Below are 12,992 nucleotides of genomic sequence, written 5' to 3'. Positions count from 1 at the left end.
CCCCCATCACCCGGTTGACCAACCTGCCTGGGCAGTACATCTAGGACCGCACGACCCAGGCGAACGCGTCGGCCTTCGAGCGCGCTCCCTCGACCGTGCGCGACCGGTTCGGCTCGCCCAGCTCGACCAGCAGCTCCTCGGTCAGGCCGACCAGGTCCGCCAGCGCGGCCGGGGTGAACCAGTCGGGGCGGGTGGCGAACAGGATGTCCTCGGAGGCGGTGTTGCCGCTGGCGCCGGGGGCGAACGGGCAGCCGCCGAGCCCGCCGAGCGCGCCGTCGACCATGTCGGCGCCCGCGGCGGCCGCGGCCAGGGTGTTGGCCACCCCCATGCCCCACGTGTCGTGCCCGTGGAAGACGACGCGGCGCGGCGGGGTCCGCTCCCGGACCGCGGCGACCAGCGCGCCGACCTCGCCCGGGTTGGCCTGGCCGAGCGTGTCGGCCAGGACGATGTCGGCGGCGCCCTCGGTGCGCGGGTCGTTGGCGATGGCCAGCACCCTGGCCGGATCGACCGGCCCGTCGAACGGGCAGGTGAAGGCGGTGGCCAGGCACAGCTGGATCCGGCCACCCGCCTCCTCCGCCAGCCGGATCGCCTCGGGCATGGCAGCCACCGAGGCTTCGGTGTCGCGGCCGATGTTGGCCCGGTTGTGCGCGTCGGAGACCGAGAAGCAGTACTGGAAGTTGACCGCGCCCGCGGCCGCGGCCTTCGCCACGTGCCGGGGCGTGGCCACCCACACCCAGCAGCGGGCCAGTTCGTCGGGGGTGAGCGCCTCGATCAGTTCGAGGGAGTTGGCCATGGGCGGCACGAGGTCCGGCCGTGCCATGGACCCGATCTCGAGCGCGGGCACGCCCGTGGCGAGCAGCCTGCGCACGATGTCGACCTTGTACTCGGTGGGCAGCACCTTGCCGGTCAGCTGCAGGCCGTCGCGCAGGGTGACATCGCGCAGTGCCGGGGCCGTCACCGGGAACCGTCCCGCTGCTGGGTGGGCACGCACATGACGCCGCCGCACGGTTTGTCGGACTGGCTGGCCGGCGTCGGGTGCACGGTCGGCCGGGTGTGGCCGGGACCGCGCAGCTCCCACGGGTTGCGCTTCGGCGGCCTGCGCCTGCCGTGTACTCGACGGGTCACGCTTCCTCCAGGGCATCGATCTCGGCGGCGGACATGCCGAGCACCTCGCTCAGCACCTCGCGGGTGTGCTCGCCGAGATCGGGCCCGACGTTACGGATGGGCAGCGACTCCCCGCCGATGACGGGCACGATGCCGGGGAAGCCGACCTGCTTGGGCGCGTCCTCGCCGACGTCGACGGGGAACGGCTGGATCATGTTGCGCGCCTTGTACTGCTCGTCGGCGACGATGTCGGCCGCGGTGTAGATGGGGCCGCACGGGATGGCGGCCTCCTCGAGCAGATCGAGTGCCTGCTCGCGGGTGTGCCGCACCGACCACTCGGCGATGGCGGCGTCGAGGCGGTCGCGGTGGCGCCAGCGGCCCGCGTTGTCGGCCAGCTCCGGGTCCGCGGCCAGGTCCGGGCGGCCGATGACCCGCATGTACCGCTGGAAGATGGCGTCGCCGTTGCCGCCGATGATGATGCTGTAGCCGTCGCTGGTCGGGTAGGCGTTGCTCGGCGCGATGCCCTCCATCCGGCCGCCGACCCGCTCGCGCTGGATGCCGTAGGCCAGGTAGTCCGGGACCAGCGATTCCATCACCGACAGGATGGACTCGTTGAGGGCCACGTCGATGATCCGCTCGGCCTGCGGGACGTCCCCGCCGACCCGTTCGCGCCGGAACAGGGCCATGACGGTGCCGAAGGCGGCGTAGATGCCGGCGATCGAGTCGCCGATGGACACCCCGGTCCGCACGGGCGGCCGGTCGGGGTCGCCGACCAGTTCGCGCAGGCCGCCGACGGCCTCGGCGACGGCGGCGAAGCCCGGCCGGCTCGACAGCGGCCCGGTCTGGCCGTAGGCCGAGATACGGGTGATCACCAGCGCGGGGTTGACCTCTTCGAGCACCTCGGGGCCGAGCCCCCACTTCTCGAGCATGCCGGGCCGGAAGTTCTCCAGCAGCACGTCGCAGTGCGCGAGCAGATCGAGCACGACCCGCCTGCCCGCGTCGGTGCGCAGGTCGAGGGTGATCGACTTCTTGTTGCGGTTGACCGTGCGATAGAGCATCGAGGTGTCCCCGCCGTAGAGCCGCCAGTTGCGCAACTCGTCGCCGACCCCGGGACGTTCGACCTTGATCACCTCGGCGCCGAAATCGCCGAGGATCCGCCCCGCCGTGGGGGCGGCGATGTAGTTGCCCAGCTCCAGGACGCGTACGCCGTCCAGCGGCCGAATACTCATGGACCCAGTATCGAGGCTCGCGCCGGGCCGCTCGTGCCGACCCCCGTCCGAGACGACGCTGTCCCCGGTGGAGGTACCTCCACCGGGGACAGTCCCCTCGCAATGTCTACAGCACTCCAGCAGCCTCACCTCCTCCGTCGCGCGTCGCAGGCGGTGGTCAGCTCGCCAGGAGCTCGGGCACCTCGACGATGCTGTAGTGCTCGGCGTTGCCCGCCAGCACGGTGCTCGGCGTGCCGTCGACGCCGACCGGGATGTCACCGGCGAGGGTGATGCGGGTCAGGCGGCGCGGCTGGCCGTCGTAGTCGTCCACCGCGTAGTGCTGGGTGGCCCGGTTGTCCCAGATCGCGACGTCGCCGTGGGACCAGTTCCACCGCACGGTGTTCTCCAGGCGGGTGACCCGGTCCTGGAACAGGCGGAACAGCGCCTGCGACTCGTTGCTGGACAGGCCGACGAAGTGCTTGACGAAGTGGCCGAGCAGCAGCGCCTTCTCGCCGGTCTCGGGGTGCACGCGCACGACCGGGTGTTCGGTCTCGTAGTAGGTCGACTGGAATTCGGCCCGGTACTCGGCGCGCTTGTCGCTGTCGGGGTCGACGTTGGCCGCGGCGTAGTCGTAGACGTTGGTGTGCACGGCACGCAGCGACTCGGCCAGCTGCCGCAGCGGGGCGGGCAGCGAGTTGTAGGCGGCGACGGTGGAGGCCCAGGTGGTGGAGCCACCGTAGGTGGGCAGGGTCTCCGCGCGCAGGATCGACGCCTTCGGAATGCGGTCGACGAAGGTGACGTCGGTGTGCCAGGAGTTGGCGCGGCCCCGCTCGGAGTCGATGGCCAGGCTCTTGACGCCCTGGGAGGTCACGGTCGGGTGCGGCGTGGTCGGCGAGCCGAGCAGCTGGGCGAACTCGTACTGGCCGTCCTCGGTGAGGTGCTGCTGGCCGCTGAAGAAGATCACCTTGTGCTCGGCGAGGGCGCGGCGCAGCGTGGCGACGGTGGCCGCGTCGAGATCGCCGCCCAGCCGCACACCCTCGACACGGGCGCCGATGTGGGCGCCGAGCTTGGTCACCGTGAGGGCGGGGATGGTGTGGACTGTGTTCTCGGCAGGCATGACGATCACCTTCGCTGTCGGTTTCCTGGTCGGTTGGCTGTCTCCAGCACACCGCGAAAGCCGCTGCCTCGACAGGGTTTCTGTCGGGGTGATCGAAAGCCCGCCGCGGGGTCAGCCGACGTGCTCACGCAGGTAGGCGAGGTCCTCGGCCACCCCTTCGGCCGGGGTCTCCAGGATGACCGGCGCGTCCGCGGTGCGGCAGACCTCGGCCAGCAGCTCGGGGTCGATGGTGCCGTCGGCGAAGTTGGCGTGCCGGTCGGCGCCGGAGTCGAACTCGTCGCGCGAGGAGTTCAGGTGCACCAGGTCGATGCGGCCGGTGATCGCCCGGATCCGCTCGACCACCCCGACCAGTTCCTCCCCGCCCGCCCAGGCGTGGCAGGTGTCCAGGCAGAATCCGGCGCCGTAGTCGCCGACGGTGTCCCACAGGCGGGCGATGGCGTCGAAGTGCCGGGCCATGGCGTGGTTGCCGCCCGCGGTGTTCTCGATGAGGATCGGCACCGCGAAGCCGCCCTTGTCCTGCTGCCGCTCGAACAGCTTGCCCCAGTTGACGATCCCGGCCTCGATCTCGTCGTCGGAGCGCACGTGCCCGCCGTGCACGACCAGGCCGAAGGCCCCGAGGTCGGCGGCGGCCTTCGCCTGCTGGGCGACCGCGTTGCGCGAGGGCATGCGCAGCCGGTTGTTCAGGCTGGCCACGTTGATCTGATACGACGAGTGCACCACCACGTCGATGGGGCTGGCGACGATCTCGGCGGCGCGGGGATGCGGTTGCGGTTTGTCCCAGGACTGCGGGTCGACCACGAACATCTGGATGACGTCGGCACCGAGTTTCTCACCGAAGCCGATCGGGTCGCTGTCGTTGCGAACGTGTGCTCCAATGCGCATGCGCCGAGTCTATGGCCCGCGGATGTTACGTCCGGCGTGCCTGTCGCTATACCTCGGTAGGATTCGGAACGGACGGACCCGTGAGGGGGTGGAGCGACGGTGTTGCAGCGAGGCGAGGTGTTCGCCGGGTACACCGTGCGCCGCGTGCTCGGCTACGGCGGGATGGGCACCGTCTACCTGGCCAAGCATCCCCGGCTGCCCCGGCTCACCGCGCTCAAGCTGCTCGGCAGGGACATGAACGCCGATCCCGAGATCCGGCGCCGGTTCGAGCGCGAGGCCGATCTGGTCTCCCAGCTCGAGCACCCCAACATCGTCACGGTCTACGACCGGGGCGCCGAGGACGACCAGCTCTGGATCGCCATGCAGTTCGTCGCGGGCGCCGACGCCGCCAGCATCGACGTCGACGTGCTCGAACCGCGGCGGGCGGTGCAGATCGTGTCCGAGACCGCCGTCGCCCTGGACTTCGCGCACGCCAACGGCGTGCTGCACCGCGACGTCAAACCCGCCAACATCCTGCTGGCCAAGCCGCCGATCGGGCAGCCGGAACGGGTGCTGCTCACCGACTTCGGCATCGCGTCGGTCCGCGACAGCGACACAACGCTGACCTCGGCCGACACCATCACCGCGACGCTCGCCTACGCCGCGCCCGAGCACCTGTCCGGGCACAGCCTCGACCATCGCGCCGACCAGTACTCCCTGGCCTGCAGCCTGTTCTGGATGCTGACCGGGTCGACGCCGTATCCGGGCACCAATCCCGCGGCGGTGATCCAGGCGCACGTGCTCGCCCCGGTGCCGTCCGCGCGCAGGCTGCGCCCGCAGCTGCCGCCCGCGCTGGACGCGGTGCTCGCGCGCGCCATGGCCAAGCACCCGGCCGCCCGCTTCGACAGTTGCGCCGCGTTCGCGGCGGCCGCCCGCGCCGCGCTCGGCGGCACCGGTCAGCTGCCCCGGCAGCCGGGCCCGTCGCCGATGGCCACCCGCCGCCCCGCGCCGGTGCCGCCGCTGAGCCTGGCCCGTCCGCCCCGCCGTCCCGCGCACGGCGTCATCGATTTCCCCGGCACGCACCGGGGCACGGCCCGGCGCCCGGCACCGGGGACGCACCGGCCGCCGTGACCGGCCACGCAAGGCGGTGAACCGTACCGGACCCTACGGGCCCGAAACGGACACCGCCTGCTGCTAAGGTTTCGTTGATTTGCCTGTGGCCGGGGCCACCCGCCACAGCTTCTTGTGCTGTACGCGTCTGCGCTGGTGGGTCCCGGCGCAGCGCGGGAAGTGGAGCAGACATGCTGGCCAATGGAGATGTCTTCGCCGGCTATGTCATCGAACGGCAACTCGGCCGCGGTGGCATGGGTTCGGTGTATCTCGCCAAGCATCCTCGCCTGCCGCGGATGACTGCGCTGAAGTTGCTGAACCGCGAGATGTTCTTCGACAAGGAGGTGCGGGCGCGGTTCGAACGGGAGGCGGATCTGGTCTCGCGCCTGGATCACCCCAACATCGTCACCGTCTACGACCGCGGCCTCGAGGACGAGCAGCTGTGGATCTCGATGCAGTTCATCGACGGCATCGACGCGGTGTCGGTCGACCCGAAGACGCTCCCGCCCGAGCGCGCCCTGCAGATCGTCAAGGAGACCGCCGACGCGCTCGACTACGCGCACGGCATGGGCGTGCTGCACCGCGACGTGAAGCCGGCCAACATCCTCCTGGCCCGCTCCGGCGCGGGCCGCGGTGAACGGGTCTACCTGACCGACTTCGGCATCGCCCGCCTGCGCGACGACACCGGCCACCTGACCCAGACCGGCACCTTCACCGCCACCCTGGCCTACGCCTCGCCCGAGCAGCTGACCGGCGCGTCGCTGGACCACCGCTCGGATCAGTACTCGCTGGCCTGCACGCTGTTCTGGCTGTTCACCGGGGCCGGGCCGTTCGCGGCGACCAATCCGGCCGCGGTCATCCAGGGTCACCTGCAGCAGCCGCCGCCCCCGCTGAGCAGCGTCCGGCCGGGCCTGCCCTACGGGCTGGACGCCGTGCTGGCCAAGGCCATGGCCAAGCGCCCGGACGAGCGGTTCGAGTCCTGTTCGGCCTTCGCCGCGGCCGCGCAGGCGGCCATGTCCAACCCGAGCGCGCCCGCACTGCCCCTGGTCGGCCCGCGTCCGACCACCGGTGGCGCCCTCCCGCAGACCGGCGGGCCCCGCCCGGCGACCGGCGGCGCGATCCCGCAGACCGGCGCGCCCTATCCCGTTGCCACGCCCGGCCCGATGACCGCGGGCCCGCACGGCACGGTCGGCCCCGTCACCGCCCAGGGCCCGATGACCGCGAGCCCGATGACCGCGAGCCCGATGACGGCAGGCCCGATGACCGCGAATCAGGGTGTGCCGCCGACCGGTCGGCACGGCGGGCCCGCGCCCTACACCCAGCAGTCGCGCCCGCAGTACGGCGCGACCCCGCCCGCGCCGCCGCGCCCGCCCAGCGGCGGCTACAACCAGTTCGCGGGCGGCACGCCGCCGCGCAAGTCCAACACCGGCCTGATCATCGGCATCATCGCGGCGGCGGTCGTCGTCGTCGCGGTGATCGCGGCGATCGGCGTGGCCGCCACCAGCGACGACTCCGGCGGGACGACCACCACCTCGGCGGTGGCGGGCAAGCCGGTCACCCCGAACGCGGACGCGATCAGCGCCGAGTTCCCGCGCATGGTGCCTGCCACCACCGATGGCGAGAAGGGCTACAACAACGCCAAGTGCTGGGAGACCGACACCAGCTACACGCCCTCCCCCAGCGACGGCGATCCGGAGTTCGGTGACTGGAAGTGGCAGTGGCGCTGCTACGACGGCGACAACGACGACCCGTTCTACCGGATCTACGTCTACAACAGCGCCGCCGACGTGCAGGCGGTGATCAACGGGCTGCCCGCCAACACCAAGTCCGTCGACACCAACGGCGGCAAGCAGTACACCAACTACAAGTACACCGACAACGGCAACAAGATCATCACCGTGTTCACCGGCGACCCCGACCGGAGCCAGTTCCTCATGTTCACCGACGGCTACGGCAAGCCGGAGGATCTGCTGAGCTGGTGGCGTTCGGCGCCGCTGAACTGATCGATGCTCTCTCCTGGGGATGTGTTCGCCGGCTACACCGTCGAACGGGAACTCGGCCGCGGCGGGATGGGCTCGGTCTACCTGGCCCGGCACCCGCGGCTGCCGCGCCGCACCGCGATGAAGCTGCTGAACCGGGACCTGTTCGGCGACGCCGAGATCCGGGCCCGGTTCGAGCGCGAGGCGGACCTGGTCGCCCGCCTCGAGCATCCGGGGATCGTCACCGTCTACGACCGCGGGGTCGAGGACGGCCAGCTGTGGATCTCGATGCGCTACGTCGAGGGCGGCGACGCGGACTCGGTGAGGGCGAGCCCGGAGCGGGCGGTGCACATCGTCGCCCAGACCGCCGCGGCCCTGGACTTCGCGCACAGCCGCGGGGTCCTGCACCGGGACGTGAAGCCGGCCAACATCCTGCTAGAGCGCACCGAGCACGGTGACGAACGCGCCTACCTCGGCGATTTCGGCATCGCCCGCCTCTACGACGACAACGCGGCCAAGCTCACCCAGACCGGCACCTTCACCGCCACCCTGGCCTACGCCTCCCCCGAACAGCTGGCGGGCACCGCGCTCGACGGTCGCGCCGACCAGTACTCCCTGGCCTGCAGCCTGTTCCGGATGCTCACCGGGACGACCCCGTTCGACGCGACCAACCCGGTGGCGGTCATCGCCGGGCACATGCAGCTGCCGCCGCCCCCGGTGAGCGCGGCCCGGCCGGGTCTGCCCGCCGCGCTGGACGGCGTCCTCGCGCGCGCCATGGCCAAGCGCCCGCAGGACCGGTTCGAGAGCTGCGGCGCCTTCGCCGCCGCGGCCCGCGCGGCGCTGTCGGTGCCGGACGCGGTGTTCGCGGCGCGCTACCCGGGCGGCGCGCCGCCGCGGGTGGACCCGCACGCCGTACCGCCGCTGCTGATCCCGGCGGCCACGCCGTATCCGGCGTACGACGCCACGCCGTATCCGGCGTACGACACGCCCGTGCCGCGGCGCGCGCCGAAGAAGGTCTACGACAAGCGCGAGTATCTGGGCGAGAAGACCGGCTCGCGCTGGCAGGCCGGGCCCGGCGGCTGGGCGGCGGTGATCCTGCTGATCGCGTTCCTGGTCTGGGTGTTCACCGCGGCCTTCGCCGACGACACCGCCGACCAGCGCTACCTGCCCGCCACGACCACGACCGTGTCGGTCGGCGGCTGATTTCCGGACCCGGTGCGGCTCAGTCGGTTTCGGCCGCGGGTTCGCGGTCGGCGCGCAGCTTGAGCAGGATCAGGCCCGCGGTGCAGGCGAGGATGAGGCCCGCGACCGTGACCTCCACGTGCAGGCCGGCGATGCCGAGGCCCGCGCCGACGAGTCCGCCGACGAAGAACAGCCAGCCGAGAACGCGTCCGACGACCGCGAGCGCGGTGCGCTCGGATCTCGCGGCCGGAGCGACTGCCCGTTCGGCAGTAACCGGCTCCTCAGGGGCCGAATCGGGTTCCGACGGCGCGGATTCCGGCCGGGTTGTCGAGTAAGCTCCCATCACCACTCCTCGATGACGCCGATCAGGTCTCGAGCGTCGTGCGGACGCTCGTGCACAACGAATAGCTCGCGGGCGTCTCATGCGTAACTTTGCTCACAACACGCTACGACTCGCGGACGCCCGACGCGCGCGACACGTGCCCCCGACACGCTTACTTGATCAATCCGATATCTGAACTATTCGCATTTAAATTTTCCGGATCGTCCCGCCCGGGCTGACGGAAGCGAGGGTCTCAATTAGGGTGAGGCGACTCGACAGCGCGAGGAGTACAAGCCGATGGACAGCAGCAGGACCAAGCTCGTAGGTCCGGCGGTCGCCGTGGGCGCGGTGTCGTTGGGGCTGATCGTGATCGGCGCCTGCGGCGTCGGCCAGCGCGACACCTACGTCTCGCCGCCGCCGCTGCGCGACGACCTGGCCGCGGCCCCGGTGAACATGCGCAGCGATCTCACCGGCACCACCACCTCCACGATCAGCATCCCGCCGTCGCCGACCTGGCGCATCGCGCCGAACGTACCGGTCCGCACGCCGTTCAGCCTCAGCACGACCAGCGTCACCGAACCGCCGGAACCGGGTGCCGCGCCGGAGGATCCGTCGACCACCCCCGAGCCCGGGGCGACCGAGACGGCCCACGAGGACCGCACCACCACGACCCGCCCCCGGCCGACGACCACCTCGCGCCCGCCCCGCACCACGACGCCGCGGCCGACCACCACGACCCGCACGCCGGTCGAGGAGGCCGTCGACGAGCCGACGCTCACCTACGACCGCACCACCGAGACCCGGCCCGAGCCGGAGGACGGTCCCGCCCGGCCGGAGACCGTGCCCGACCGGGCGACCACCACCGCGCCGCCCACCCCGCGCACCACCCCGGCGGACGGCTGATCGGTCTAGAGCTGCGGCAGGTCGTAGTCGCCGATCCGGTCGGCCAGCTGCCTGCGGTGCTCGAGCTCGCCGCCGAGCGTGCCCGCGATCGCGGTCAGCCGCGCGACGTAGTGACTCACCGGATACTCCGCGGTGACCCCGATACCGCCGTGCATCTGGACGGCCTCCTGCCCGATGTGCCGCGCCGCCTTGCCCACCTGCAACCGGGCGCGCGAGGCCACCACCGGGTCGTTGCCGCCGTCGGCGAGCGAGGCGGTGGCGTACAGGCTCATGCTGCGCGCCAGCTCCAGCGAGACGTACATGTTCGCGGCGCGCTGGGTCAGGGTCTGGAACTTCGACAGGGTGACCCCGAACTGCTTGCGCGCCTTGAGGTACTCGGTGGTCAGCGCCAGCGCCGACTCCATCGCGCCGACCGATTCCGCGGCGAGCGCCGCCTGCGCGTATCCCTGGGCGAGGGCGATCTGCTCCCGCGCGTCGAGGGTGTCGCCGAGCAGTTCGGCCGGGGCGTCGGCGAAGTCGAACTGGGCCGCCCGCCTGCCGTCGAAGGTGCGGTAGGCGGTGCGCCGCACCCCGGGACCGTCGACCGGCACGAGCAGCAGACCGGTACCCCCGCCTTCCAGTTCCGCGCTGACGATCACCTCGTCGGCGCAGTCACCGTGCAGGACCGGGTTCTTGACGCCGCTGACCGCGTACCCGTCGCCGCGCGCCTGCGCGGTGGTCTGCACGTGTTCGGAGGGCCAGCGCTCCCCCGGTTCGGCGTGGGCGAAGGCGAGTAGCCGCTGCCCCTCCGCGAGCGCGGGCAGCAGCCGCTCGCGCTGGGCGGCGCTGCCGGTCAGCGACAGCAGCGCGGCGGGCACCACCACCGCGTCAAGGACCGGTTCCGGCGCCAGCGCGCGGCCCAGCTCCTCCTGCACGACCATGGCCTCCACCGGGCCCGCGCCCGCGCCGCCGTCCTCCTCGGCGATCGTCAGGCCGAGCACGCCCAGCTCCGCCAGCTGCCGCCACACGTCGCGGTTCCAGCCGAGATCGGTCCCGGTGATCGCCACCCGCGATTCGGCGGTGTAGGCCCGGCCGAGCAGGTCGCGCACGGTGTCGCGCAGCATCACCTGTTCTTCGGTCAGATCGAGATCCATGTCAGCGCCTCACAATCCGAGGATCGTGGAGGCGATGATCGAGCGCTGGACCTCGCTCGAGCCTCCGTAGATGGTCACCTTGCGGTAGTTCAGGTAGCCGGGGCCGGTGTGCTGGGCCCAGTCCGGCGAGGCGATGCCGTCGGCGCCGACCGGCAGCGCGTCGGGTCCGGCGATGTCGAGCAGCAGTTCCGTCGCGGCCTGCTGGAGTTCGGAGCCGCGCAGTTTCAGCACCGAGGAGGCCGGATTCGGTTTGCCGTCGGCGGAATTGGAGACCACCCGCAACTGGGTCAGTTCCAGGGCGAGGAGTTCGTTCTCCAATTCCGCTATCCGCGCGGCGAAGACGGGATCCTCGAGCAGGGTGCCGTTTCCGGTGCGGGTGGCGCGCGCGTAATCCTTGGCGAGGCCGATCTTGACCTTCGTCTTGCCGACGCCGGTGATACTCGTGCGTTCGTTGCCGAGGAGGAATTTGGCGTAGGTCCAGCCCTGGTTCTCCTCGCCGACGAGCTGGTCGGCGGGCACCCGGACATTCTCGAAGAAGACCTCGTTCACCTCGTAACTGCCGTCGATCAGTTTGATCGGGCGGATGGTGACGCCGGGGGTCTGCATGTCGAACAGCAGGAAGGAGATGCCCGCCTGCTTCTTGGGCGCGTTCGGATCGGTGCGCACCAGGCAGAAGATCCAGTCGGCGTACTGTCCGAGCGTGGTCCAGATCTTCTGGCCGTTCACGATGTAGGAATCGCCGTCGCGCACCGCCGTGGTGCGCAGCGAGGCCAGGTCCGACCCGGCATCCGGCTCGGAGAAGCCCTGGCACCACCAGATGTCGAGGGCGGCGGTCGGCGGGAGGAAACGCTGTTTGATCTCCTCGGAGCCGAACTGGGCGATCACCGGCCCGACCATCGAGGCGTTGAACGTCAGCGGCTCGGGCACCGAGGCCAGCTGCATCTCGTCGAGCCACAGGTGCCGCTGCATCGGCGTCCAGTCCTTGCCGCCCCAGGCGACCGGCCAGTTGGGCACGGCGAGCCCGTTGTCGTTGAGGATCTTGTGGGCGGTGACGATGTCGTCGCGGGAAAGCTCGTGCCCGTATTTCACACGATCGCGGATATCGGACGGAATCTCGGTCCGATAGAAATCGCGCAGCTTGTCGCGGAACTCTGCCTCTTCGGGGGAAAGGGCCAGTCTCATACGGTTCTCCCAGCATCTCGTGAACGCCGAACACGTAGTCTCCGCACACCGAAGCTACGCCCGATCCATCATCGGTGTCGACAGGTCCGCCGACGCGCAATTCCCTTGTGATCCGCGCGTCCGGTTTCGATCCGCCGTCACGGGCCCCGGCCTGGTACGTTGCTCAACGGGCCGAGAGGCGACGACATCCACGAGGAGCAACGGGTGAACGGCAGAACCATCGCAGTCCGGACGGCGGCGGTCACCACGGCGGGCCTCGGCGCGCTGCTGATCCTCGGCGGTCCCGCGACCGCGGCACCGGAACCCACCCCCCTGCAGCAGGGCATGGCGAACCTGGACCGGATCGCGGGCGAGGACACCGCCGCGAAGGCGGGGGTCGGCGCCCTGCACAGCTTCACCAGCATCGTCGGCACCGACCGGCTGCGCGACATCTCCACCGCCTTCACGCCGTTCGGCTACGCCGCGCCGACCTTCGGCTGTGGCAGCAACGGGCCCATCACCACGATCATCGCCGCGGGCACCTCCGAGGTGCCCGGACCGCGCAGCGATCAGGGCATCGCGCCGGGCTCGCTGCGCTTCAGCGCCACCCCCGCGCACTCGGGGATGCCGCTGGCCTCGGGCCTGTCCGTGGCGTGGGTGAACGTGGCCACCGGCGCCAGCGGTGTCGACGTCCTCGACGACCACACCGAGTACGGGCTGCCCTCGCTGTCGAAGACGGTGCGCAGCGGCGCGGGCACCGTCCTCGCGTCCATGTGGGGCACCATCGACTACCCGGGCGCCCGCTGCGTCATGACCCCGACCGTCGGCACCTTCACGGTCACCGACCTGCCCGCGGCGGCCCCGAGACGTCCGCCGCGCCCGCCCCGGCCCCCGAGACGACCCCGCCGGGGT

At 71.3% G+C, this 12,992-nt stretch carries 13 protein-coding genes; 5 read left to right on the top strand and 8 right to left on the bottom strand.

The features are described 5' to 3' along the window. Positions 1-40 precede the first annotated feature (40 nt). The 5 genes from ON36_RS21735 to ON36_RS21720 all read right to left on the bottom strand — a co-directional run bounded on the left by ON36_RS21735 (position 41) and on the right by ON36_RS21720 (position 4,311). Positions 41-958 carry a hydroxymethylglutaryl-CoA lyase-like TIM-barrel protein gene (locus ON36_RS21735; protein ID WP_043656732.1) on the bottom strand — a complete coding sequence of 306 codons (918 nt, stop codon included), beginning with the start codon at positions 956-958 and terminating at the stop codon, positions 41-43. Further along, entirely contained in the window at positions 955-1,125 is a 171-nt protein-coding gene (locus ON36_RS34965) for a hypothetical protein (protein ID WP_157224972.1), read from the bottom strand. Before ON36_RS34965 ends, ON36_RS21735 begins: the two co-directional genes overlap by 4 nt. Beyond that, on the bottom strand, positions 1,122-2,333 hold the full coding sequence (locus tag ON36_RS21730) for a CaiB/BaiF CoA transferase family protein (protein WP_043656729.1): 1,212 nt from the start codon (positions 2,331-2,333) through the stop codon (positions 1,122-1,124). The genes ON36_RS34965 and ON36_RS21730 overlap by 4 nt, the downstream gene beginning before the upstream one ends. A gap of 157 nt (positions 2,334-2,490) precedes the next feature. Further along, positions 2,491-3,429 (bottom strand): TauD/TfdA dioxygenase family protein, encoded by a 939-nt coding sequence (locus ON36_RS21725; RefSeq protein WP_043656742.1) that lies wholly within the window; start codon positions 3,427-3,429, stop codon positions 2,491-2,493. A 111-nt stretch (positions 3,430-3,540) separates the two neighbouring features. Next, on the bottom strand, positions 3,541-4,311 hold the full coding sequence (locus ON36_RS21720; RefSeq protein WP_043656727.1) for a deoxyribonuclease IV: 771 nt from the start codon (positions 4,309-4,311) through the stop codon (positions 3,541-3,543). A gap of 99 nt (positions 4,312-4,410) precedes the next feature. On the opposite strand from ON36_RS21720, the gene ON36_RS21715 reads away from it, so the two are divergent. The 3 genes from ON36_RS21715 (at position 4,411) to ON36_RS21705 (ending at position 8,582) form a co-directional block, all read left to right on the top strand. Continuing rightward, positions 4,411-5,421 (top strand): serine/threonine-protein kinase, encoded by a 1,011-nt coding sequence (locus ON36_RS21715; RefSeq protein ID WP_083885298.1) that lies wholly within the window; start codon positions 4,411-4,413, stop codon positions 5,419-5,421. 170 nt (positions 5,422-5,591) lie between these two features. Beyond that, a complete protein-coding gene (locus ON36_RS21710; RefSeq protein ID WP_043656724.1) occupies positions 5,592-7,403 on the top strand; it encodes a serine/threonine protein kinase in 1,812 nt (603 codons plus the stop codon). A gap of 21 nt (positions 7,404-7,424) precedes the next feature. Continuing rightward, on the top strand, positions 7,425-8,582 hold the full coding sequence (locus ON36_RS21705) for a serine/threonine-protein kinase (protein ID WP_373281823.1): 1,158 nt from the start codon (positions 7,425-7,427) through the stop codon (positions 8,580-8,582). A gap of 19 nt (positions 8,583-8,601) precedes the next feature. On the opposite strand, the gene ON36_RS21700 is transcribed toward ON36_RS21705, so the two are convergent. Beyond that, positions 8,602-8,904 (bottom strand): hypothetical protein, encoded by a 303-nt coding sequence (locus tag ON36_RS21700; RefSeq protein WP_043656722.1) that lies wholly within the window; start codon positions 8,902-8,904, stop codon positions 8,602-8,604. 276 nt (positions 8,905-9,180) lie between these two features. Here ON36_RS21700 and ON36_RS21695 point away from each other — a divergent pair, with 276 nt between their 5' ends. Then, positions 9,181-9,786, top strand: a complete 606-nt coding sequence (locus ON36_RS21695; RefSeq protein WP_043656714.1) for a hypothetical protein — start codon at positions 9,181-9,183, stop codon at positions 9,784-9,786. Between the two features lie 5 nt (positions 9,787-9,791). Here the strand turns inward: ON36_RS21695 and ON36_RS21690 are convergent, their stop codons facing one another. Both ON36_RS21690 and ON36_RS21685 read right to left on the bottom strand, forming a co-directional pair. Continuing rightward, entirely contained in the window at positions 9,792-10,919 is a 1,128-nt protein-coding gene (locus tag ON36_RS21690) for an acyl-CoA dehydrogenase family protein (protein WP_043656712.1), read from the bottom strand. A gap of 9 nt (positions 10,920-10,928) precedes the next feature. Further along, positions 10,929-12,101, bottom strand: a complete 1,173-nt coding sequence (locus ON36_RS21685) for an acyl-CoA dehydrogenase family protein (RefSeq protein WP_043656710.1) — start codon at positions 12,099-12,101, stop codon at positions 10,929-10,931. A 204-nt stretch (positions 12,102-12,305) separates the two neighbouring features. Here ON36_RS21685 and ON36_RS21680 point away from each other — a divergent pair. Continuing rightward, on the top strand, positions 12,306-12,992 hold a 687-nt coding region (locus ON36_RS21680), incomplete at its 3' end, for a hypothetical protein (RefSeq protein WP_043656735.1).

This window comes from Nocardia thailandica NBRC 100428, assembly GCF_000308795.1.
Classification (GTDB): Bacteria; Actinomycetota; Actinomycetes; order Mycobacteriales; family Mycobacteriaceae; genus Nocardia; species Nocardia thailandica.
Note: the sequence above shows the minus strand (reverse complement) of the source record. Positions and strands in the feature narration are given on the sequence as shown.